Raw genomic sequence first — 26,435 nt, forward strand, 5'->3', positions numbered from 1 at the left:
TACCCACTTGGTGTCCTAAATGCTATTTAATATTATTTTCCAATGAGCTCATACAATTCCTCTTCGGTATATTCCATTCCGTCCTTTGACTCCTTATCTCGCAATTCTTTAATTTTTGCGGGTTTTAAGCTTTTTGAATTAACCGAAAATGCATTGGTAACATAGGATATTATATCTGATATGTCCTTATCGGAAAGATTCTTATTATACTTGAGGCCCGGCATTTGATGCCCGTTATCATACAACTCCCCATTAATCTGCAAAGGCCCTTTTAGGCCGTGAAGAATAATCAGCCCCAATTGTTCCAAATGAGTAGAAATATACTTAGACCCCACCAGTGATGGTGCTAATCCGTGGATTCCCTCACCACTGGAGGAATGACAGGAGGCACATATTTGACGAAATAGGATAGCTCCATTGGTTCTAGAATCCGCTCTCGCAATCTTAGTTGAATAAATATAATTGGGTTTGTTATTTCCCTTGCGTTCCACGCTTTCAGTTGTTAGACTGGCGAGGTCCGTATCCTTAAGGTTTTCAATTTGCCCTAGCTCGGAGTCCAGAGCCAGTAAAACATCTTCCGCCCCACTAACAATGGCTTCCTGATATATTTTCTTATCGCTGTATTTATTCGACAAATCGTAAATCATTGGGAAAAATACTTCTTGATCATATTTAGCCCAAATACCCAGTGTAGAAGAAAGATATAAATCCAACATAGGGTCATTTTTATTCACGACCTCTTCAAATAAATCCTTTGCACTGTTCACATTAATCTCAGAAGCGAAATCCTCCAGCAGGACAATAGCATGTGATGCCATTTCCGGACCGCTTTCCTGGACCAGGTCAAATAAGAAATCGAAGGAAAGGGCATCAAGTCCTTTTAAAGCATAAAGCGCATGCAATTGAGACAAGGGATAATTATTATCCAAAGCCATTTTTTTAAGTTTCGGCAAAACTTCCTTATTATTTTTCTGTATCAAATATTGTTGGGCACGATCTCGGACCCATCCATTTGTATCCTTCAATGATGCAACCAACTTGGCTCCAGAAAAAGATTGTAAATCGGGAATTTTCCTAGCCGGAATGGATGTGTTTCGAACCCTTAAAATCCTTCCAAAATCCAATATGGTATCCAATTTTTTCTGAGCCGATATTTTTTTCAAATAGGGACTTAAAAACGCATAATGTTGAATTACACCCCGGTGCATATCCACCACATACATATTTCCATCAGGCCCGGTGGCCAGATTTACTGGGCGGAACCCCTCATCAGTAGACGCCAAAAACTCCTTTCCTTGCCACGCCTGCTCGGCTACAACCCGATCCCCATAAAAGGTAAGAATGTTCCTTTTTATCAAATTGGCCTCTGGAACGCAAACAAAGACATTTTGATCATAATCACTGGTAAACATACCTCCCCGGTATACCAATGGTCCACAAGCCGCGGTAACATCTACCAAAACACTGTCCTTGTTTAAAACCCCTTCCTCATACCCTCTATTAACAGATGCACTGTGTAGGGGATAAACACGTTGATCAGTTGTTAGAGTTACATCTACTCCTTCTTTAGGAACAAAATATTTATTCCTAACCAACCTATTGGGCAGTATAAAATCCCCCATTAATTGACGGGAATTGTTATTGTAAAAAAGCCTTCCAAAATTATCATGGGTCATACCCCATTGTCCTCTTTGCGTGGTAGGTTCTTTGTTCCACACCCCATCCTTAAGTTGATATCTGAAATTAGATTTGGCATTGTATATCCAGTTATCCAAATTCATCATTAAGCCATTTGGTTGATGTTCCGGATTACCAACTGTAGCATAAAGCGAATCCACCAACACCCGGTTCACAGGTTTATCATTCTCAATTTCAACAAACCACAGGTTGGGTGATTCGGCGTATAATAACCCTCCGTATACCAAGGCCAAAGCCCTTGGCATCACCAAACTATCTAAAAAGGTCTTGGCATGGTCCATGATCCCGTCCCTGTCAAGGTCCTCGAGAATCTTAATAGATCCACTTGGCAAATCTTCATCATCGCCTTCCAAATTGACCATAAACCCAGTCATTTCAGCTACCCAAATACGGCCCTTAGAATCAAAATCTATGGCGACCGGTGCCGTTAAAAGAGGTTCGGAAGCCACCATCTCCAACTCAAAACCTTTTTCCACATTATAATCCTCCAGCGAAATTCGAGGCTCATCAAAGGATGGTTTACAAGATAAAACGGTAAATAAAAGTGAAATGTAAAAGCAAAATAATGATTTCATCAACTGAGGTAGTTTGTATTCTGTATTTGTAAATATGCAAAGACCACTAAAATAATGCAGGGGCAATTAAAATACTAATGGATTAATATTTATTTGGCAAAATATGGATAAACAGAAAGCTACATTGGCTTATTACCACATTTTCCTTTGACCAACGTTCACATCCACTGGACGTGGATAACGTCATACGATGCGACAAAGTTGCCGTTTTAACCTTCGATATTTTTGATCAACGCACTAATTTTACTATCAGTTAAGGGTTTAGCTATAAAATCACTTACAATTTCATATTGTTTAGCCCTCTCAATATCCCTAGAATCTATTGAGGAACTTAATATATACACCCTTATGTGCTGTACCTTCGAAATTTTACTGAATATTTCCAAGAATTCCCAACCGTCCATTATGGGCATGTTAATATCTAAAAATATAACCTCTGGCAACCCTTGGTCAGATTCTAGCATTTGGACAATATTATCTAAAGCTTCCTTCCCATTTTGAAAGACAATAATATTTGCCCCAAAACTATTATTTCTCAATAGAATTTTAGAGCCAAAAATAAAAATAGGGTCATCATCGATGATGCAAGTAGTATTGATTCTCATTCACTTTTATATTATTCCGTTCTTTAGTTGTACAATTGAAAAAATTTAATCTATTTATCATATAGAATTAATAGACTCACATAATAAATTAAAATCCCCCTATAGACAAGGAACACTTATTACAAATTGTTTTTACATTAACGGCATCAAACTAAAAATAGTACCGGAAACACATCGACATTTATAAATAGGCCCTATCCACATCAAATAATCCTAAAATATGTAGTGAATTTTGTGCCTATGTTTATTTCACTTTCTACTTCAATTCTACCCCCCATAGCATCGATCTGATTTTTACTAATAAAAAGTCCGATACCACGGGCTTCTGGATGACTATGAAATGTTTTGTACATGCCAAAGAGCTTTGTTCCATACCTATCCATATCGATCCCAAGTCCGTTATCGGCAATACTTAAAAAAGCATAATCCCCAGCCCTTCCACTGTTAATTTTTAGTACTGCCGGCCGATCTGGAGATTTGTATTTTATAGCGTTGGTAATTAGATTAAGAATAATACTCTCCAAATAGGCATGCACGGCGAGTACATTAATTTCGCAATCAACCTCCAAGTCTATTTGTGCATTGTTTTTCTTAACTAGGGAATCAACCGTTCTTAAAGCTTTCTGAACATTTTCCAATAAATTTTGCGAGGTTAAAGTTGAGCTTACTTTAGAATTTATTTCCACAATCTCATTAAGCTGGTAAATGGTCTCGTTCATATTATCCGAAACGACCTTAATATTTCGATAGTATTCATTTTTAATGACGTTGGGATCCTCTTGAAATGCCAAATCCAACAACATAGATATATTGCTGGTATGTGATCTTAAATTATGCGAAACGATATGGGCAAAATTGATCAGGCGGTTATTGTGCTCCGTAAGGTTTTCCGTCAATAGCTTTTTGTCCGAAATATCCTGAATCTGAGCCACTAAATGAGTAACCTTGCCGGTGTCATTTTTAACGGCCGCTATAGCGGCATTTACCCAAACATAGCCCCCATTTTTATGCACACAACGCTTCTCCAACTTAAACGACCCTTGTCCCCCACTATGAATTTCTGCCAACATACCCTCAAGTCTACCCATATCCTCCTGATGTGCCAAATCAAATATTGTTTTTTCCAGAACTTCGGTCTCACTATATCCCAATATTTCACATAATCTAGGATTGGCCTTAGTCAGTTTTCCCTGCAAATCTATAACCAGCATGCCTATTGCGGCATGTTTAAAAGACCTCCTAAACTCTTCTTCCTTGACTGCCAATTCTTTTGTTGCCGTTGTCTTTTCATCTATATCCTGAAAAAAACCATATAACCTTGTACAGACTCCATCCAACATTTCCGCAATTCCAATGGTTCTGGACCAAAATACCGTTTGGTCAGTTGTAACTACCTGTAATTCAAGGTCAAAACCTTCTCCCTTTTCAGTGGCTGTTTTTATAGCCTCTATTAGGGCTGCCCTGTGCTCCCCTTCCTGAAAAAAGGGATATACTTCTTCTAAGGTAGGGACATAATCTTCAGACACTTTAACCATTTTTTTAATTGTAGGGCTCCAATAAACAGTATTGGTTACAAAATCCAACTCCCAAATACCAATTTTCGCCGCTTCATTGATGCGCTTCATTATGTCTGTGTTATGAGCCAATAGAAGTTCATTCTGTTTACGTTTTGTTATATCCTGTACTTGGGACACAAAATGTATAATGTCTCCCTGATCATTATGTATTGCGGACATAGATATATTAGCCCAAATAACAGATCCATCTTTGTGTATAAACCTATGCTCTAACTTTATATATTTATGCTTGCCATGAAACAATTCTTCTATAAAAGTTCGGTTTATTATTAAGTCATCCGGATATGCAATACGCTCCAGATCTATCTGCTGCAACTCAGCCTCGGTATAACCGAATATATGGCAAAATCTTTTGTTGGCTTTTATCAATTTATTTTGACCATCTATCAAAGCCATTCCCATGGAAGAATGATTAAAGGTTTGCCTAAATTGCTCCTCCCTAAACCTGATTTCCAACTGTACCTTTTTAATTTCATCAATGTCCTGAATAAGTCCGTACAATCTTACGCACTTATTTTCACTGTGTTCGGAAGCACCTATTACCCTTACCCATTTCAAATTTCCGTTCTGCGTTTTTATCTGCAATTGCTCATCAAACTCCATAGGTTTTAGAAGGGATTGCGAGACAACCTTCTTTATCCGTTCACGATTTTCACCTTCCAAATAAAAATCCAAGCCTGCTTCCAATGTTGGCGTATAATCTTCCGACACCTCGTGTATTTGCTTATTGACTTTACTCCAGAAAATATTACTTTCCTGTTGATCAACTTCCCAATAACCAATTTTTGCAGCTTCACTGGACCGTTCAAAAAGATTCTTATACTTTTCCAACAAGATTTCATTGGTTTTACGACTACTTATATCATAATGAATGCCTGACACGATTTCAGGAAGGCCATCTTCACCGAATTTGGTAATTTCTCCACGGCTCAAGACCCATACCCAATGCCCCTTTTTATGTTGCATTCTAAATTCTACTTCGTAAATACCATTTTCTTTAACATGATTTTCCAAGGAAATATCTATCGCCTCAATATCCTCAGGGTGAACCAGCTTTAAAAAAGTGCCGTAGGTTAATGGTTCCAGCTCGGCCAAGGTATATCCGAACATATTTGCCCATCTTTCATTACAAACTATATTTTCCATTTTTAGATTACCTTCCCATATCCCTATATTAGCCCCCTTTACAACATTTTTATAATGTTCTTTCCAAACCGTTAACTGTCTTTCATCCTCCTTGTATTTTTCAATGTTGAAGGCTGCACCAAAAAGTGCTTGGGCTTCTCCGGATTCATTGAGCACAACTTCACCCCTAAGGCTGAACCATAAGGTATGGCCCTTAAAATGGGTTAGTCTTATATCTATATTAAATGGGTGTTCTGTACTATTGTCTATATGCCTTTCGCAGGCGACCTGAATACGTCCTAAATCCACCTTGTTGATCAAGTACAAAAAATTTAGCTGGATAACATCCTTTGGCTCTGAAGAATAACCAAGTAATTGTGAGAGTTTATGACTAATACCACTCTTTTCCGGATTTTTTATATTCCAACACCACAAGCCATCCGTAAAACTTTCGTTGGTAAACTTTAAAAAATCAACTTCTTTATCTAATAGATCGCCAAATTCTGTTTGCAATAAAGTCCTATTATTTTTTGGCATAAAATCCTCCTTATTTAAAAAATATACATTTTACCGTACCTGCTTTACACCCTATAAATCTATTTAAATTTATAACGTGAAAATTAATACATTAATTTGGTCTTCAACGACGGTTATATTAAACGGCCTTATACAGGCCTATGCGTTCAACATTAAAGCGCTACACAAATGTAGAGGGGGGAGTACCATGTAGTCATAACATTTTTTACTATTGTTTTAAGCCCAATATTAATTGGAATAACCACTGTATAGTCAAATATAAGCAAAGAAACTATTAACAATCGAACGATTTTAAAATATACAAATATTTTTGTGTTATATTTTATATCACCCAAGATATCGCCCACAACTGAAAATTTGGAATTAAATCTATATGCTTAGATAAAACTGAAAAGACCTATTAAAGGATATGCAATCTGAAAATATCTTCAGATTACATATCCTTTTTCAAGCCTTTTAAGTACCACTGTAGATTATAAATCTTAGAATTAAGCAGAATTTCTGCTTGCATTTATATTTCCGTATAAGGACCTAATTACTATTTTTTCATATAAATCCTTATACTCGCTATCCTTACTCATTTGCTGAAGAGCGAATTGCTGGATGACCAATAACGGCAACACAATATTTTCCCTGATTTTAACCGACTCCCTAGAAACGGACTCTTTTTCCATCAAAATCTTGGAATCTGAAATAAGTAATAACATTTCCTTGGAAAGTAAATATTCATCATATAGTATTTGCCAGAAATCGCCATATTCCTTATCGTCCTTCATATAGCTAGTCAGTTCAAAATAACATTTTGCCAAGGACATCATACTGTTGAGCATTAGTGCCTTAAACAAAGGAACCTCCTTGAATAACTTTTTTAAATCGCTCAATTTTCCTTGATCTTTTAATACTTTGATTGCCGTTCCAATACCAAAGTAACCAGGAACATTCTGCTTAAGTTGACTCCAAGAACCTACAAATGAAATGGCCCTCAAATCTGTGAGTTCCAGTTTTTTCTTATGCCCTCTTTTGCCCGGCCTACTGCCTATATTTGCTTTTTGATAGTACTTTAAGGTACTCTTGTTTTCCAAATACGGGATAAACTTATCATGATTCTTTAAAGCATCATATTTTTCAAAACTTAGGTCGGACAGCGCTTCCAACAATTGCCTAGATTCCTTGGAAATAATATTTTCTTTGCCGAACAAATTATTGGAAAGTCCAGCTGTCAATAATTGCTCACAGTTATGAACAAACTGTTCCTTAGTGCCATAGGTACTCGTTATGGTCTGCCCTTGTATGGTTAATTGTATTTCATTATTGGCAATATCCTTGGTTTGTGCCGCGTAAAATCTATGCGTTTTTCCTCCCCCACGGGCCGGTGGTCCTCCACGCCCATCAAAAAATATAGCCTTAATATTATTTTGACCACATACGGCGGACAATTTTTCTTTTGTCTTAAAAATTTCCCAATTTGCTTTTACATAGCCTCCATCCTTTGTGCCGTCTGAAAACCCAAGCATTATGGTCTGTTTTTTACTGCGTTGATCTAGATGCCTTTTATACTCAGGAAGGTCAAATAATTCATTCATTGTAGTTTCAGAACTTTCCATTCCTTTCATGGTCTCAAACAAAGGAATAATATCGAAGGTGATTTTATCGGATTCCCAACCACACCATCTAAAAAGTCCGTAAACAAAAAGAACTGAAAAAATATTCTCGGAATTACTTATCACATAGCGGTTACAGCCCTCCTCTCCATTTTTTTCCTGAATTCCTCTTAACTGCAGGATATTCTGAATGGTTTCGCTAACTATATCTTCCTCATATTTCTGCTTTTGAAGGTTGATTTCCTTATTAAGCAGGATATCTATTAATTCTTGCTTATCCAGTTCGTCAATGTTCTCAGAAATATATCCATTCTCCTTAAGAATAGCCTCAACTACTTGTCTGTGGACGCTATGATCTTGCCTAATATCCAGGGTAGCAAAATGAGTTTTGAATATCTTTACCTTGTCTATTAGATGGTCTAAATCCTTAAGGTAAAGCTTGTGATACTTATTGATCAAAATAGACCTCATTTCAAGAAGAGGTTCAATGATTTCATCGTAGCGCAACACCTTACTGGCGTCGAACATAGTATTGTAGAGTCGCCCCCTTAAATTTGCCATTACATCCTGAAGCTCCCTAAACGTAAGCTTTTGCTGTAAATTTTTTACATCGTGATAATAACATTTCATTAAGGTTATACGCAATTCGTCTGCAACATCTTTGGTGATATTAGAAGTTACAAAAGGGTTTCCGTCTCTATCCCCTCCAGGCCAAAACCCCAATTTCATGATGTTGTGATTGTTAAAATCCATATCGCCGATATTATCCTTGATATAGGCATAAAGATCTCCTACAGCATCGTAATAAACATTTCTTAAAATGTATATTATATTTTTGGCTTCATCCAAGGGAGTAGGCTTTTTGGCATTGATCAAGGAGGTCAAACCTAGTTGCTGGAGTACAAGATCAATGTCGTTGATTTTATTTTCCAAAATCAGACTCCTTAAATTACCGATGATATCCAGAACAGCAGGAGTATAGAATTGGGTAGGATGTGCCGTTAACACGATACGCGCACTAAAAGTAGATAGTTTTTCCGATATCTGGTCCCAACTTTTATTTTTGTCCACTAGCTGAAAATAATCTCCAATAGTTAGAGAGCTGCTATGTTTTTGTAGCTTGGGAAAGGCAGCATCCTCCACACTGTCATACAATACCACTTGTCTTTCAACGTACTGAATAATGCGGAACATAAAATCTATCCTGTCTTTCTCCGAATCAATATTTGCATAATTCTGAAAAAAAGCATCTAAAATTTCTTGAGGGTTTTTGCCTGATTTCAACCCCTTTTCTGCCTGATCTACCAATAAAGGGATAAGCATCCCCACATTTTCAATATTTTGGTACGGCAAATTAAGGAACAAACTGTTATAAATATTGAACTTGTTTTGAACCGATTTTTTAAACTCGTCTAATCTCTCTGATTGAAACATACACATCTTTAATTACATTCTACATAATCCATTCCCACTTAAAATAGGAACACGAATTTCAAAAAATAAATATCGGCATATTTTTAGTTTTGAAGCAGAAATTATACTTCAAACATCAAAAAATAATGGAGACACCTCAAAATCAATTGACTTCACAACAATAATTTCCCAAAAAGACGACAACTAGCTACATTTACCTTGTTATAATAAAAAAGTAATTTTTTCATTTTCATATAGTGTTCTCGTAAAAGAGCTTTGTCATACTGACAAGGCTCTTTTTAGTTTCTACCTAATTACAGTCTATCCTATTAAATGCCCTAGGCATAAAATATCCATAAGTTTTTCCTCTCAATAATAAATGTTTTCTGAAGTATTGGAAATTAGCTTTTATGCAAACCTTTGCACAATTATTATTATCCTATCCTTACATTTATCTTATATTTATATTTCAATGTTTATATTTATTAATATTATATTATCCTTTTGATTAAGCATCTAATGCTATTTTAGCTTTTGTATAATCCTTTTTTTTAAACAGTTTATATAATCACAGTCAAAATTGCCTATCAAGGTCGCTTAAATCCAAAACCCCCAAACGCAATAAGTATTAAAAAATAAACCATGAGTAACTTAACCAAAACCATCTTTTTATTGACCGTTTTTTTATTGTTTAATCATTTAAGTGCAAATGAAAGGCAAAAAGACTCAGTAGACTTTTATTTAAATGCTGTACATAAGCTAATTATTAACAAAGACAGCTTCAAAGAAGAATTTTTGGATATTGAATTCTTGCTTGCCAAAAAAGAGCAGGCACAAGGTAAGGATAAGGTCCGCACCCTATTAAAATTATACACGGCCTATATTTTCAAATCGGACGAGTCGGCGAACGCATATAATGACCAGGCCTTGGAATTATCCCAGGAAATTGGATTTCAGGAAGGCACACTTATAGCAAAATACAACAGAGCCTATCTCCAGTTTGTAAAAGGTAATTTTGAAAGTTCAATGGGCATGCTAGTGGAATTACAATATATAGTAGGCCCTAAGACCTATCCACATGTCTATGCAGACGCCTCTACCTTAAAATCATATATTTTCACGGAACGTGGGGAATATGACAAGGCGCTTGAAACGGGTCTTAGATTATTGGACACTGGTGAAAAGACTAAAAATGAGTATATTCTAATGAAGGCCAATTCTGCCCTCTCCCATTATTATCTCCGAATAGAAAATTATTCAAAATCCCTGAGCTATTGCCTTAATGGGTTCAACTACATCCTTAAACTTAAGAAAACGGAATACTTCTACCCGAAAATAGATGAAATTGCCAGAATGACGGCAAAACTTAACGACCCCAAGGGAGCCTTAAAGGTATATGCGTTTTTTTTGGAAATAGAAAAAAATCTACCTCCGGCAGGTAGTTATATATCGGCTTCAGTACACAGCAATATGGCCAATATATACATGACCATAGGTGAAAATGAGATGGCCTTGACCCATATTTCTAGGGCACTGGAAATAAACTTCGAAAATAATTATCGTTTTAGAATCCCAAGGGCGCTTACGGTACAAGCAGAATTGTATTTACAGATCAAGGACACTGCCCAGGCAATTTTAAATTATGAAAAGAGTATTGAAGCAGCAGAAAACATAGATGCTTTCGATGTTGTAAAACGGAACAGCTTTATTTTAGGTGAACTATACGAAAGTACAAACCAACTTTCCAAGTCCAATGATTATAAAATCTTATACCAAGCCATCAACGACTCCATGTTTACCAATGAAAAGGAGCAAAAAATTGTTATTCTGGAAACAAAAAGAAAAATTAAAGAGGTTCTGCAAAAGAAAAAAATCCTAGAATTGGAAAATACTGCTCAAAGAGCAAAATTTAAAGGTATCATCATTATTCTTGTTTTACTTCTGCTTATTAGCAGTATTTCTATTTTTTCCTACCTGAAAGTAAAAAAGAAAAATAAATTATTACTACTAAGAACCATCGATCTTGCAGAAATACAGCTACGTATGAGTGATAAACTCAGCGGAATCCAATACATGGAAAACCAATGGTCCATTGAAAGAAAGACTGAATATACCCCTAAGACACAACCCAGAATTGATAATGATATAAAGAATATTATTTTGACCAAACTGGAGAAACTGGAAAAGGAAAAATTTTACCTGGACCCACAATGTAATTTGCATCAGCTTTCCGAGCAATTAAAAACTAATCCCAAATACTTGTCCCAAGTAATTAATCAGGAAAAAAAATCCAATTTCAACAATTACATCAACGAATTAAGAATAAATTATCTACTTCCCAAGTTGCTCAAGGATATCGAATTTAGGAACAGCAAATTAAGTTATATCGCTATTTCATTGGGATATAACAACTTAAATACATTTAATGCAGCTTTTAAAAAGAGGTTAGGCATTCTTCCATCCAATTTTATAAACGAGCTTAACAATTCCTTTGAAATTAAGAATAAATCAAAGGTAGCTTCCTATACGTTAAAAAAGATAGGTTAAGAATTCATTGCTTCCATTTTAGATTCCTTAAAGGGCCATATTCTTAGATTATGTCCTTTTCTAGGACCCACTCTTTGGGTTTCGAGGAACGCTATCAAATGCTCAAGGATTTGGTTAAGTCTGTAATAAATTAGACTAATCAGGCGGCAACATTTTATGTCTCAAAATCCATATCACATAAAAAAGGCAGCACCCTTACGGATACTGCCCTTTCAAATTAACTCAAACTCAATTTTAACCTTTAAAATTTCTTTATTTTAAAGGATTTTTATTAATTATACCCTGGGTTTTGAGGTGTTAAATTTGGATTGTTGATCATTTCCTGCTCTGGAAGTGGAAACAACAAATGTTTCTCCTGAAGCGCCTGATCAGAACTCAGGTTTACGTGCCCAACAAAATTATCAAAGGCACCTGTTTCACTGTTCAGTACTCTTCTAAGGCGTACCATGTCGAACCAAGTAATTTGTTCGTAGGCTAGCTCATGCCATCTCTCTTTCCAAACAGCCTCTCTTAAAGATGCTTGTGTAAATGCGCCAAGTGCCGGAGTAATCAACTGTGCTCGATCTCTAATCCTTGTTAAGGCATCTACTGCATCTTGATTAGGGCCTGTTGCCTCGTTGGAGGCCTCGGCATAAATAAGCAATACCTCTGCAAAGCGTATAATAGGCATATTAAGGTTATCCTTAGCCGTTCCAGGAACACCAGAGGTGCCATTGGCCGTAACATTGAAGTGCTTGAATATATAAGGCGCGCCCAAATCGAAAAGGACACCATTTCCATTGGTATAATAGCTGGTATAAAACCAACCCTCACGGTCCACGGCCCTAAGATCCCCTGCCTCATAGGAGTTATAAAATTCGATCTCGGGCACTGAACTTCCTGTTCCAGATGGTCCGCGGTAAGTTACGGGTTGGAAATTAGGAAACATGTTCCCCATAGGGTTTCCTGCAACCTCATCATTGTATTGTAGGCTAAAAACATGCTCTACCATATTGCCCAGACTTTCATCATGAATCTCAGCATAGGTATCAAAAAGATCTATTGGGCCAGCATTGTCGATTACTTCTTTGGCCTTACTGGCGGCATCGGCATAACGAGCTGTTTCATTAAGCGGATTTCCGGCCATGGTAAGATAAACCTTGGCCAACAAGGACTTAACAGCAGCTTGGGACACCCTTCCACTAGTATCTGTCCATGACAAGCCTGCACCTTCAGCCGCCACCAAATCGGCTACAATCTGATCGTAAACCGCTTGCTGAGGACTGCGGGTAGGATTAAAATCTTCGGAATTGGCACTTTGTGGAAGTGTAATTAAAGGAACATCACCCCATAGTCTAACAACGTAAAAGTAAGCCCATGCCCTAAAAAACCTAGCTTCTCCCAATACTTTGTTTTTTTGCGCCTCGTTCATTTCTATACCAGGTACGTTTTCAAGCACTAGGTTAGCGTTGGCTATAACTTTATATGCCCCGCGCCACCAATTTCTAATATGCAATGTATTTGCATCGTAGGATAAGGAATACAAGTTGTTCAAATCCGAATTCTGTGCCGTTTGGGTTGTGGAAGTTCCTGTAACTGCTTCCAATAATTGCCAGTTGGAAGAAAAGATACCAGCACCATTACCTACAAACCTAGCATCCGCATAAACGGCAGCAATGGCCGATTCGGCATGTTTGGCAGTAGTATAAAAACTCTCCGGTGTTAGATTTGATGGATCGGATTCATCCAAAAAATCGGAACAACCCACTGTTGTAAGCAACATTAGCGTACAGAGGTAAAACTTTCCAATGTGTTTTGTTATATCAAATTTCATAATATCTTATTTTAAATTTTATTAATTACAGACCGACTTGCAGACCAATTACGAATGTTGTCGATTTTGGATATTCATGCCACTTCATTCCTTGTGAGAAGACATTGTTACCCTCACCACCACGAATAGGAGTTACCTCGGGATCACCAAGTAGTTCATCATTCACCAACAAAAAGAAATTTTGTGCCGAAGCGTACAATCTCAATTTATTCAAATGCATACGTTCAACCAAATTTTGATCAAAAGTATACCCTAGCATAATATTCTTACCACGCATAAAGGAGCCATCCTTTACCCAATGAGAATCCACATTGGTTACATAACCGGCACGCGTATCCCTTACTTGGGCAATCATTGTATCTTGATTATCAGGGGTCCAAGCATCCAGTACTGTAGTATAACTATTGGCTAGCGCTTGTCTGTCCTCGCTTGAGTGCAAGTTCATATCCATTACATCGTTACCCCAAGAATATTGAAGTTCCAAGGTGAAATCAATATTTTTATAGGACACGTAATTTGTAAACGACCCCCAAGCTGTTGGGTAACCATTACCTATTATGGACCTATCCTCATCATTTATAATTTTGTCGCCGTTAAAATCCTTGTATTTGATATCACCAGGAAGAATAGTAAGACCGTTTCGGTAGCTTACGAAACTAGCCGCTTCAGCGGCTTCGTCAGTTCCCCAAACACCCAATCTGGTTAGACCCCAGAAGGCACCTACGGGTTCACCGACCCTTATTATGCTGGTTTCGTTGGTAATTCCAGGTCCACCTACACCAAAGATATCGGACGGTGTGGCCAAGGAAAGTACTTTGTTCCTGTTCATTGAAATATTGAATGAGGAAGTCCAGGTTAAATCAGCGGTGACTATGTTCTTGGTAGATAACCCAAGTTCAAGACCCTTGTTCTCCATGGAACCCACATTTCTTCTTATGGTGGCATACCCACTAGATTGTGGCACGGGGGCATCCAATAGCATATCGGTGGTTTTTCTGTAGTAATAATCCGCTTCCAAGCTAATTCTATTATCAAATAGGCCTAATTCCAAACCAACATCGTACTGTGCGGTCTTTTCCCATTTCAAATCCGGATTCGCCAACCTATTCAAACCAGTTCCGCCAATACGACTATCGTTCCATATTGCGGCATAATTGGAGCTTAATAGAGATAAGGAAGAATAAGGTGGTATTTCGGAGTTACCTGTAACCCCATAACTTGTTCTAAGTTTTAAGTTCGAAATTAGGGCGTTATCTACAAGAAAATCTTCGTCCGAAATCCTCCAGGCAACCGCTGCTGAGGGGAAAAAGGAAAACTTATTGTTATCACCAAATTTCGACGAACCATCGGCCCTACCGGTAACCGTAAACAAATATTTGCCCATTAAGTTATAGTTCAATCTACCAAAATAGGAGTTTAGTGCTTCCCTGTCTGCAAAAGATTGTACCGCTATATTATCAGATCCAGCACCTAAGTTGTTGAATTTAAAGAAATCCGTTGGAAAGTTTCTAGAATCAGCGTTGACAAAGAATTGATTGGACTGTTGCCAAGATAAACCCAATAAGGCCGTCAATGAATTGTTTTCATTGATTTTCTTATTATAGGTCAAGTAGTTTTCAATTGACCAAAATGTCTGCTTTTCGTTGCTAGATTGTGCCCTGGCCACCGCATTATTATCCAGAACACTATTTCGGAATTCATTGTTCTCCTGGGTAAGTACATTTGTCCCAATAACCGTTCTCATTTCCAATTCCTTGGTAAAGTTAAGATTGGTATAAAAACTTCCTGCCGTTGTTTGAGTATTTAAAATATACTCATTATTGTCAAGCCAGTTCACTGAATTTCGGGTACCCTCCGCAAAGGGATAATCCCTGTTATTGGCATATAGACCTTCCAATGGACCGCCCGTATGAAAAGGAGCAGGGTAAAAAGGATAATCTTCAACCATTCTACGTGGCACTTGGTCATTGGTATCGGCCAAATTCTCAGTTTGGTTATTATAGCTCAAAGAGCCACCAATCTTTAACCATGTTTTGATTTGATCATCAATTGAAAACCGTCCTGAATAACGCTTGAGGTAAGTATTTTTGAAAAGACCTTGATCATCCCTAATTCCAAGTGAGATGGCATATGTTGTTCTTTCATTGCCCCCTGAGAAACCCAACTGATGGTTTTGTGATAATTTATGTTGTACCACCTCTTTGGACCAGTCGGTATCATAGATTGCCTTACCATCACTATCAAACAAATAAGCCACATTCGGATTGGCTCTTTTAAGCCTAGGCTCGTATTGGGCATAGTTCCCTGCAGCCCAGCCAGCAGGATCAAATTTTTGTGTGTTTTCCCAAGAAAGTTGCTCTATCATGGCATACTGTTCGGAATTTAATGCCTTAGCCCTATTAGGACCATATTGGTTTACGCTATAATCAACATCGTAAGTAACCCTACCCTGACCTGCGCGACCTCTTTTTGTAGTTACTAGGATAACACCATTAGCACCACGTGCACCATATATAGCAGTTGAGGAAGCATCCTTCAACACCTCAATAGATACTACATCATTAGGGTTTAAGTAATCTATCGCTGAACTAAAGTTAGCTTGATTACCTTGAGGTAACTGCACCCCATCTATAACGTATAGCGGGTTGTTAGAAGAGTTTATTGAACTAAACCCTCTCACCCTTATATTCGACTTACCACCTGGACGACCCGAGTTGGTGTTTACCTGCACACCGGCAATCTTACCTGACAATGCCTGGTTAAGGGATGTAGCAGGACGCTCTTGCAGCTGTTCGGCATCAACCTGTCCAACAGAACCCGTAAGATCCGATTTTCTTTGACTACCGTATCCGATCAATACCACCTCATCCAATTCGCTGGCATCTTCTTCCATAACAGCATTAATTATCGATTTTCCACTTACAGAGATTTCCATAGTTTTGAAACCTATATAACTGAAAACTAATGTGGCATTACTACTAACATTTTCCAATGCGTAGTTACCGTCAAAATCTGTTTGCGTTCCATTGGTGGTACCTTTTACCAATACGTTCGCCCCAGGCAAGGGTCCGGATTGATCCGAAACACTCCCCGTCACCGTTTGTGCCTCTGCTAGCCCGAAACATAAAAATGTTCCTACTAGCCATAGGCATTTAAATAGTGTGATCTTCATAAATAAATGATTTTTAGTTAGTTAATTGTTTTTAATTGCATGACAGGCCGAGTTAAAAGCCAAAACCATACAATTGTTAAATGTATCTTAAGAAAAATGGAAAGTTGCTGAATAAAGAAAAAAGAACTCTAAAATTCATGAATTTTAGAGTTCTTTCCTACATTTTTTAATGAATCCCTACTTTGAAGCTTTTTTTCCACAGCTAAATTCAGTTATATAACAAAAGCACAATACAGTTATATGAAAATTATAAAAGAAGAATCAATTGTATAGTTCTCCCTTATATTATTAACCAACCCCTTTCATTAATAAAGCCATCAAAAAGGATTGGCATTAGTTTCTAACATAATGCAAACCTTTGCACAATAAATATTTCTCTATCTTTCCCATTATCAATATTTTATTGTTTTTTTGATAAGTTCCTTCTCCAATTTTTGTTTATGATTTTTCAACGGCATTTTTGCATTTTACTAGTTATGACCAGCTTCATAATTGGGTCCTCATGTGCAACAATAAAAACTAAACATTCGGATAGCGTAAAATTGGCCGTCTTAGCTGATGTTCATTTGAGCGATGTTTATGGACAGTTACAGGACAGTGATTACAAGGGCCTCAAGTTAAATCCAAATGGGGAATATGCCGTTATTAGGACCATGCAATCGCAATTGCATTCTACCAGAATCTTTAATGAAAATTATTTTGCCTTTTTGTCTGCCCTAGATGATGTAGTCAATAGAGAAATAAAATACGTTCTTTTACCAGGTGATTTTTCCGATGACGGTCAGCCTATTCATATTAAGGGTCTGAAAAATATTCTTGATCACTACAGTTCGACTTATGGATTACAATTTTTCCTGATTACAGGGAACCATGATGTAGTTCAACCTTTTAATCATAAGGATGGCAAGACCGATTTTTTAGGTAATGGCGGAAAGTCACAGCCTATAATGTCTCAACCCGGCATGTATACATCCAATCCTGAAAGGGAACATCCTGTTATAATATCTTCTGATCTTCAAAATATGGGATATGAGGAGATTACAAGATTTTTGGGTGATTATGGTTTCTTTCCGAAGAAGGAGTATATCTACTGGGAAACCCCTTTTTCAAAATATAGCTATGACAATTACAACTTTAATAAGGCCAGGAAAACTGCCGATTTAGTAAATAGAAGTTTCCAAATTCCAACCAATGATGTGCCAATTCCAGATATCAGCTATTTGGTAGAACCTGTAGAAGGTCTATGGCTATTGGCGCTGGATGCCAATACCTATATTCAAGAAAAAATAATAAATAGTGACAGCGCCCAACTGGAATATCCAAATACTGGATTAGGACTGAACAACCTACTAACGGATAAAAAATATCTTTTGGACTGGGTGCGTAAGGTGGCGGATAATGCTAAAAAACAGAAAAAGACGCTCATAGCCTTTAGTCATTATCCCATGGTTGAATTCAATGATGGCGCCACCTCGGACATGGAAGAATTACTAGTTGGCAGCAAGATGCAAATAAAAAGGGTTCCCAATCCAAAGGTCGCCGAATTATTCGCCGAAGCCGGCCTAAAGCTTCATTTGGGAGGCCATATGCACATAAATGATACTGGGGTGGCAGTTTCTGATGAAGGCAACACCTTGTTCAATATTCAAACCCCTTCCCTAGCGGCCTATAAACCAGCCTATAAAATACTCACCCTTAAAGATGGGGGATTCGCCGAGGTGGAAACGGTTGTCATTGATAGTGTTCCAAGGTATATTGAATTCTTTGAGCTTTACCGTCAAGAATATGGATTTTTGGAAGACATTGGAGATGCAGGTATCTGGAATAAGGATGTCTTATCCTCAAAAAACTATGTAGAATTCATGGATTGGCACCTTAAAGAACTCGTGCGTCTGCGATTCTTGCCCAATGAATGGCCTCTTGAATTCAAGGATTTTGTTGTAGGCCTTTCCGGCAAAGAGCTGTTTCTCTTGTCCCAAACGGATACTTCCATAACCTTAAAAAAGGTTTTGCAAAACTATAGGGAAAATCCAGAGAAGGTAATGGCCGACCTAAATCTCGCTAAAGGCAAAACATTAAAGCAACAAATTAATTTCGATGGCTTGGATGATTGGTCGGGGTATGACTTTTTATTAGATCTTTATAGGCTAAGAAGCGCCGACGACTTGGCATTGGACGACATAGGGGTCAACCGATCTAATCAATATCAATTCATAATTGATTCCTTTTTAAATAATCCCACTTTAAAAGGTAATACTGATAATACAAAAAGGAGAATATTGCTACTGATGAGCATTTTCAACAAATTTCTTAACGGGGCACCTTCCGACCATTTTCAACTAGACCTTAACACAGGAAGTATTATTTCCTTAAAAAAACCAACACATGAAAACGAATAAACAATTCCAATACACTTCATTAATATTTTTATTTGGAATGACAGTGCTGTCCGCCCAAAGCAAAATAGAAGTTGACTATGTGAACCCTTTGATCGGAACCCCATCATCCGGCTTTATGGAGGGCAGGGACGGTGGTGGTACCATGCCATGTGTGGGAACCCCTTTTGCTATGACCAATTTTGTGGCCCAGACACGAGAAAATAAGATTAGTGAAATGCCCTATTTCTACGAGGACAATACTGTTCAAGGGTTTCTGGCAACGCACCAACCTACTGTCTGGATGGGCGATTATGGCTATGTATCCGTAATGCCTCAAGTTGGGGAATTAAAACTTCTTCCCAAGGACCGGGCCTTGCCCTTCACCCATAAGGAGGAGATTTCGAAACCCAACTATTACAGTGTTTCCATGGGTGATAAGGGACAAAAAATAAAAGGGGAAATAGCTGCTGCCTCACGCTGTGGCATCTTTCAATTCACTTTCCCAAAATCCGATGAATCCCATATCATTATTCAGGGTATTAATATTACTGAAAACAAAAAAGCGTTTCACGGGTATCTAAAAATAGATGAAAATAAAAAGGAAATTACGGGCTACAACCCTGAAAGGATGTCTTCCCATTTAGGACCAGAACTCAAAAACTTTAAAGGTTATTTTATAATTCAATTTGATAAATCCTTTGAGCGATTTGGAACTTGGAATTCCTTTAGGACAGAGCCCGACATCAATGACATGGGTAGAGAGCAGACCGGTGCCAGAATGGGCGGATATATAAGTTTCAAAACCGAAAAAAATGAAAAGGTAAAAGTAAAAATTGCTACTTCCTTTATAAGCCTGGAACAAGCCCGTGAAAACCTATCAAAGGAAATACCGGATTGGGATTTTAATAAAGTAGTGGAAAGTACACGGGATATTTGGCAGGAAAATCTATCCAGAATTAAGGTAAATGGAGCTACGGAAGATCAAAAAAGTATTTTCTATACCGCCTTGTTCCACACCATGTTATTTCCTAGGGAGTTTTCCGAATACGGTCGTTATTACAGTCCGTTCGATGACAAGGTCCATGAAGGAGTTTCATACAACGATTACTCCCTTTGGGATACTTTTAGGGCTTTGCACCCCCTATTACATTTTACACATCCCGAACGGGTAAGCCCCATGATACAATCCTTGTTACAGATGTACCAAGAGGGAGGGTGGCTACCAAAATGGCCCAATCCCACCTATACCAACATCATGACCGGGACCCATGCCGATGCCGTAATTGCAGATGCCTATGTAAAGGGTTTTAGGGATTACGACCTGGACCTGGCCTATGAAGCCGTGAGAAAAAATGCCATGCACCCACCGTATAGGGACACGGAAAAGCCTTGGGGAGATCGGGACGAAGGTACTTTGTACGAAGCAAGGGGCGGACTAACCTATTATCATTCCTTGGGATATGTAGCTGCAGACAAGACACGGGAATCCGTAACACGGACCATTGAGTTCGGAATCGATGATTACAGCATTGCCCAAATGGCTCTGGACATGGGCAAAATGGTAGATTACGAACGATTAATGGGTTGGAGTAAAAATTACAAAAACCTTTACAACAAGGAGACCGGGTTTTTAAACGCTCGATTATTTAACGGCGATTGGGACAAAAATGTACAGGAAGGTTTTACCGAAGGAGGACGATGGACCTATTTATTTGGTGCCATGCACGATATTCAGGGAAGCATTGAACTCTTCGGAGGAAAGGAAAAGTACGCCGCTAAATTAAATGAAAATTTTGATGGGCAACATTACCGTCATGACAATGAACCAGGGCATCATTATGCTTATCTATTCAACTATGCAGGGCAGCCTTGGAAAACCCAAGAACTTATCCGTAATCACACCTCAACCATCAATTACAGAAATCATCCTTTGGGAATCAACGGAAATGACGATTGCGGACAAATGTCTGCTTGGTATGTTTTTGGAGTTATGGGATTTTATCCGGTTACTCCAGGAACAGAAATATTTGCCATTGGGGCTCCGCAATTTCCAGAATTCACGCTAAAGTTAGTCAAGAATGGTGCACCAAGATCCTTTAAAATAAAAGCCAATAACCTATCCGCAGAGAATATGTACATTCAATCCCTAAAATTGGATGGGAAGGTAATGGATGAACCCTTTATCACTTATACCCAAATAATGAATGGCAATGTTCTTGAATTTGAAATGGGAAAAAGTCCCAATCCTAATGCCTTCAAAAACGACTAAAGAGGGGAGTATTGTTAACTCGGAGTCTTTCCTTTGATACTAAAACAGAATAAACGGATGGATTAAAAATGAAAACCCATCCGTTTATTAATTATATGAATGTCGTTACTATTATTTTCCGGCTATCAACTTTAACCAAGCCATTATTTCTTGGGTATGGAGTTGGTAATCGCTAATCTCGGGAGGAATTTCATTCTGTTCCTTCAATGTTAAGGCAAATTCCTGAACTTCTTCCAAAGAATTAAAAGCACCACCTTTGACCAATTTTTCAGCCAAAAATAAACCGATCAATACCATGTCCGATGTATTAAATTCAGGATGGTATTGAACTCCAAAAAACGAACCTTTTTTATAGTCGAAGGTCATTGCCTGTACCTTGGAATGGGAATTACTGGCCAAAACAAGGGCATTTTCAGGCACCATGGACACTTCATCATAATGAATACAGAGCGCGGAATATGTGGATTTACGATGGGATGTTAAAGGGTTTTTCTTTCCCAAGGCGGTAATTTCGATAGGTTTGGATATTCCAAACTCCAAACCGTTATTACTCAACGCCACCTTTCCCCCAGCAACTACAGTGGCTACTTGCATTCCCCAACAACTTCCATAAATTGGAGTTCCACTCTTAAAAATATCATTGGCAAAATTCAATTGCCGTTGAACATCCGGAATTTCATCGAGTACGCTAAGCGAACTTCCCGTCCAAAGCACACCATCATAATTTTTCAACTGTGAGATGGTGGGCAATTCACTTGCACCATCTGCTGGGAAGGCAAAATCTGTTTGAGCCTTTGGGACCAAACCTTTCAACATTTCCTGAAAGATCAAATGATAGGGCCTAATGCCAAAGTCTCCCCTTTGCAGGCGTGTTTGTTCGTTATTACCTTCTACTATTAATAATTTCACGCTTACAGTCCATTTATATCTCCAGACACAGCAGCCCTAAAAAGTTGCTCCAAATCCTTGGCGTTAACAGGTTTAGCATTGGAAGGGGTTGATGGATCTTTATAGGCCATTTCTCCAATTTCCTCGGCATTATCCACATTAATATCTATTTCTTTTAATGTATGCGGAATATTTAATTCCTTCCTCAGATCAATTATATAATCGATAATAGCATCCGTACCTGGACTGTCCAATCCAAGTACCTTGCTTAAATGCACCATTCTATCTTCAATAGCTGCTTTGTTCTGTTTTAAAGCATATGGTAATATTATGGCATTGAGCAAACCGTGTTGTTTATTGTATAAGGCTCCCAATTGATGGGCAACGGAATGCACGGAGCCCAGTCCTTTTTGAAAGGCCGTTGCTCCCATAGAGGCAGCAACCAACATTTGTCCACGAGCCTCCAAATTTTTTCCGTCTTTCACTGCTATCGGCAGATATTTGGCAATAATGCGGATGGCTTCGATAGCAATACCTTCGGCCATTGGATGAAATCCCGGAGCGCCATATGCCTCAATAGCATGCACCATGGCATCTACCCCTGTCCAAGCAGTGATATGTGGTGGTAGTCCCAAAGTTAATTCAGGATCGGATATCACTATGGCCGGTAACATTTTGGGGTGAAATATAATCTTTTTGGAATGTAATTTCTCATCCAAAATAACCGATGCCCTACCCACCTCAGACCCAGTTCCGGCAGTTGTTGGGACGGCTATAATGGGTGCTATTCCAGCTAAATCGGCATAACTCCAATTGTCGCCCACATCTTCAAAATCCCATAATGATCTGGTCTGTCCGGACATAAATGCGATTGTTTTGGCTGCATCTATTGCAGAACCACCGCCAAAGGCAATAACTCCATCATGTTTATTTTTTACATAATGAGCCACTCCGTCGACAACATTCTTTTCGGTAGGATTTCCTTGAACAGCACTATAAACCGTAAAATTTAACCCGTCTTTTTTTAAGATGTTTATGGTATTTTCAACTATATCCAACTTTACCAAGCCCTCGTCGGTAACAAATAAAGGGTTCTTTATTCCCAAATTTTTGCATGCCTGTGATATCTCGTTTATTCTTCCATTTCCAAACCAGATGGTGGTAGGATAATTCCAATTTGTATTTCCTAATTGCATTAATTCCTATTTTTTAATTCAATAAATTGATTTATAAATTTTATTAGCCTTTTCGAAAATTAAACGACTTCACACGCGTAACATGGTCGTACCCAATTTTTGATAAAGTAACTCCCTTGCCCGAATTTTTAACTCCCGTCCAGGCCAAGGCAGGGTCCAAATAATCACAGCGGTTCATATACACTGTTCCGGTTTCAATTCTCCTTCCCAAATTAATAGCCCTATCCATGTCATTGCCCCAAATGGAAGCGGTAAGTCCGTACTGGGAATCGTTCATTAGCCTCAGTGCTTCCTCATCCTTCTTTACTTTCATTATTCCAACTACAGGTCCAAAACTCTCCTCGCTCATTACATCCATACTATGATCCACATTCACTAAAACATGCGGAGATAAATACGGAGTATCTTTTTTGGAAGCCGCGAACAAGGATTCGTCCACCAAGGATTTTGCCCCTTTACCCAAAGCCTGTTCAATTTGTTTTCTTACGTAATTAGCTGCATCTGTCTTCACCATTGGCCCCAGATTAATCCCCGCATCCAAAGGATTTCCCAATTTATATTGTTTTGTAATGGCCACAAATCCATCAACAAACTTGTCGTAAAGGGATTCGTGGACATAAATCCTTTCTATACCGCAGCAGGATTGACCACTATTAAAGAATGCCCCGTCCACCAAATTTTCTACACTATTCTCCAAATTGGCATCGGCCATTACATATGCGGGATCTTTACCTCCTAATTCCAAACCACAAGGAATAAACTTGTCCCGTAACGAATTTTGAACGGCTATTCCCCCCTGTACGGAGCCTGTAAAGTATACACCGTCTATTCTAGCATCGGCAATTAATTGAGCCGTATTTTTATGGTTAAGGTGCAATATTTGAAAAACTCCCTTAGGTAATCCGGCCTTCTCAGCTGCTTTGGCATATCGTTCCGCCACCAAAGGTGTCTGAAAAGAATGCTTAAGAACAACCACATTTCCTGCCATTAAAGCTGGAACTATTGCATTTACAGAGGTAAGGAATGGATAATTCCAGGGACTCAACACACTAACAACACCAATAGGCACACGCTCTACCCATCTATCATCCGGATTCTGGTCATCTACAACTTTATAGTCGTTTAAAGCCTCTTCCGCGGCTTCAATCATATAATGTGCACGATCCGCAAAGCCCTTAATCTCTCCCGGGGATTGACCTAGGGGTCTACCCATTTGCCAGGTAATTTCGAGGGCAATATCATTCTTATCCTGAACAATAGCCGCCACAAAAGCGGTTATATACTTTGCGCGCTCAGCAATGGATAGATTGGTCCATAGTGGTAAAGCACTTTTAGCTAAAATTAATGCCTGCTCAATATCTTTTGGGCCATGTTCTTCGGCAGTATAGTAAATAGTGCCGTCTATAGGTGATATGGTATTTATCATTTTTTTAAATTATTTCAAAATAACGTTTTAATTGCCAATCCGTTATGGCTCCAAGTTGTTGTTGATCTTCCCAAAGTCGGGTATACGCAAAATGATCTACAAATATATCACCAAACAAGTCTCGTGCAATTTTTGAATTCTTAAATTTCTCGGCAGCATGTGATAAGGTCCTAGGCAACTGTAGTTCCTGAGGAAAATCCACATCGTAGGCGTTCCCATCCACGGCTTTAGTTGGTTCAATTTTATTCTCTATGCCCCATATCCCTGAACCTATGGCTGCTGCTAACGCCAAATATGGATTAATATCTGCTGCAGACACTCTATATTCCACTCTTTGGGATTTTTCCGACCCCGGAATAGCCCTAAGCGCACAGGTCCTATTATCCATACCCCAAGAGGCGGCCGTAGGCGCCCAAAAGCCAGGAATGAGTCGGGTATAACTATTACATGTAGAGGCTACCATGGCTAATAATTCAGGCATCAATTTTTGTTGCCCCCCAATAAACCACCGCATCACGTCTGACATTCCATGTTCCTTGCTTTTATCATAAAAGGCAGAGGAGCCATCCTTCTTTTGTAAAGAAATATGGATATGTCCCGATTGCCCTGGATAACTTGAAGACCATTTAGCCATAAAAGAGGCCATTAAACCACGCTGTTGTGCCCACACTTTTATAAAGTTTTTAAACAAGGCCCCATTATCGGCTGCCCTAAGCGCCTCAGAATATTCAAGTGCACCTTCTAGTACTCCCGCACCCGTTTCCGTGTGTAAGCCCTCCAAAGGCATACCCATCTCTTGGGAAAGGCCCATTATTTCGTGGTAAAAGTCCGCGTGGGTAGAACTTCGCAATATGGAATATCCAAAATTACCAGGTGTCATAGGTTCCAAATTATGGTAATTTTTATCGCGAATGGATTTTGGAGTCTCATTGAATAAGAAAAATTCGAACTCAAAGGATGAGCTTGCCGTAAATCCTATATCCCCAAGTCTATCCAATGTTTTACGCAGTATAGACCTTGGGCAAACACTGGCAGCTTTACTCTCTGAAAAATCAACTAAAAATATAACCGATTTATAATCTTCCGTTGGCAATATTCTCATACTGGCCGCATCTATGGTAGCATTTGCATCCGTAAAGCCATCTGCCCAACCCGTAAAGGAATCGTTCTTATATAAAACATCATTGGAGTCCCAACCAAAGATAACACTGCAAAATCCCAATCCCTTATCCAAAGCAGAAAGGAACTTTTTAGAATTTACGTATTTCCCTCGTAGTACGCCATCAACATCAACTACCGCCAATTTTATATTTTCAATTTGATGTTCACTAATATAATCTTTAACCGATTTGATGGTCATTTTTGGCTCTTCCTTCTTCATAGGTTTAAAAATTTTTATTGTTCTCTATTGGTCCTTTGCTTCTAATCTATTGATAGTTAAGGTGCAATTGACTACTTTTTGGTTGATTATTCGATTATTATTGTAATAACATAGTTTAAAAACCCCAGTGTATTTGCCTTATGGGAGTGGTTGTATATCTATGTTTTTACCAGCCGTACGGTACCAAGAATATCTTCCATAAAAATATTGCTTTATGCCCAGCTGGCGGAATAA

General features: G+C 38.4%; 13 protein-coding genes. 3 read left to right on the forward strand and 10 right to left on the reverse strand.

The features are described from left to right. Positions 1-32 precede the first annotated feature (32 nt). From CWD90_RS04420 to CWD90_RS04435, 4 genes are all read right to left on the reverse strand, one after another. The gene (locus tag CWD90_RS04420) at positions 33-2,273 is read right to left on the reverse strand and encodes a DUF7133 domain-containing protein (RefSeq protein WP_103474711.1); all 2,241 of its coding nucleotides are present in this window, start codon (positions 2,271-2,273) and stop codon (positions 33-35) included. Positions 2,274-2,482: 209 nt separating this feature from the next. Continuing rightward, on the reverse strand, positions 2,483-2,878 hold the full coding sequence (locus CWD90_RS04425; RefSeq protein WP_103474712.1) for a response regulator: 396 nt from the start codon (positions 2,876-2,878) through the stop codon (positions 2,483-2,485). A gap of 203 nt (positions 2,879-3,081) precedes the next feature. Continuing rightward, positions 3,082-6,117 (reverse strand): PAS domain S-box protein, encoded by a 3,036-nt coding sequence (locus CWD90_RS04430; protein WP_103474713.1) that lies wholly within the window; start codon positions 6,115-6,117, stop codon positions 3,082-3,084. Positions 6,118-6,605: 488 nt separating this feature from the next. Next, complete coding sequence (locus tag CWD90_RS04435; protein WP_103474714.1) at positions 6,606-9,152, reverse strand: phosphoenolpyruvate carboxylase; 2,547 nt, start codon at positions 9,150-9,152, stop codon at positions 6,606-6,608. A 621-nt stretch (positions 9,153-9,773) separates the two neighbouring features. On the opposite strand from CWD90_RS04435, the gene CWD90_RS04440 reads away from it, so the two are divergent. Beyond that, entirely contained in the window at positions 9,774-11,678 is a 1,905-nt protein-coding gene (locus CWD90_RS04440) for an AraC family transcriptional regulator (RefSeq protein WP_103474715.1), read from the forward strand. Between the two features lie 271 nt (positions 11,679-11,949). On the opposite strand, the gene CWD90_RS04445 is transcribed toward CWD90_RS04440, so the two are convergent. Beyond that, positions 11,950-13,491 (reverse strand): RagB/SusD family nutrient uptake outer membrane protein, encoded by a 1,542-nt coding sequence (locus CWD90_RS04445; RefSeq protein WP_103474716.1) that lies wholly within the window; start codon positions 13,489-13,491, stop codon positions 11,950-11,952. Between the two features lie 25 nt (positions 13,492-13,516). Next, positions 13,517-16,663: a SusC/RagA family TonB-linked outer membrane protein gene (locus tag CWD90_RS04450; RefSeq protein WP_103474717.1), complete on the reverse strand. Its 3,147-nt coding sequence runs from the start codon at positions 16,661-16,663 to the stop codon at positions 13,517-13,519. A 476-nt stretch (positions 16,664-17,139) separates the two neighbouring features. On the opposite strand from CWD90_RS04450, the gene CWD90_RS04455 reads away from it, so the two are divergent. Beyond that, on the forward strand, positions 17,140-19,062 hold the full coding sequence (locus CWD90_RS04455; RefSeq protein ID WP_239986455.1) for a metallophosphoesterase family protein: 1,923 nt from the start codon (positions 17,140-17,142) through the stop codon (positions 19,060-19,062). Next, the gene (locus CWD90_RS04460) at positions 19,049-21,310 is read left to right on the forward strand and encodes a GH92 family glycosyl hydrolase (protein ID WP_103474719.1); all 2,262 of its coding nucleotides are present in this window, start codon (positions 19,049-19,051) and stop codon (positions 21,308-21,310) included. The genes CWD90_RS04455 and CWD90_RS04460 overlap by 14 nt, the downstream gene beginning before the upstream one ends. 111 nt (positions 21,311-21,421) lie before the next feature. Here the strand turns inward: CWD90_RS04460 and CWD90_RS04465 are convergent, their stop codons facing one another. From CWD90_RS04465 to CWD90_RS04480, 4 genes are read right to left on the reverse strand one after another with little or no spacing between them, the layout of a single operon-like run. After that, positions 21,422-22,219 carry a type 1 glutamine amidotransferase gene (locus CWD90_RS04465; protein ID WP_103474720.1) on the reverse strand — a complete coding sequence of 266 codons (798 nt, stop codon included), beginning with the start codon at positions 22,217-22,219 and terminating at the stop codon, positions 21,422-21,424. Positions 22,220-22,221: 2 nt separating this feature from the next. Beyond that, positions 22,222-23,394 carry an iron-containing alcohol dehydrogenase gene (locus CWD90_RS04470; protein WP_103474721.1) on the reverse strand — a complete coding sequence of 391 codons (1,173 nt, stop codon included), beginning with the start codon at positions 23,392-23,394 and terminating at the stop codon, positions 22,222-22,224. A 43-nt stretch (positions 23,395-23,437) separates the two neighbouring features. Next, positions 23,438-24,820, reverse strand: a complete 1,383-nt coding sequence (locus CWD90_RS04475; protein ID WP_103474722.1) for an aldehyde dehydrogenase family protein — start codon at positions 24,818-24,820, stop codon at positions 23,438-23,440. A gap of 4 nt (positions 24,821-24,824) precedes the next feature. Next, a complete protein-coding gene (locus tag CWD90_RS04480) occupies positions 24,825-26,201 on the reverse strand; it encodes a glutamine synthetase family protein (protein ID WP_103474723.1) in 1,377 nt (458 codons plus the stop codon). Between the last annotated feature and the right edge of the window lie 234 nt (positions 26,202-26,435).

Source organism: Arenibacter catalasegens (genome assembly GCF_002909235.1).
In the GTDB taxonomy this organism is placed as follows: Bacteria; Bacteroidota; Bacteroidia; order Flavobacteriales; family Flavobacteriaceae; genus Arenibacter; species Arenibacter catalasegens.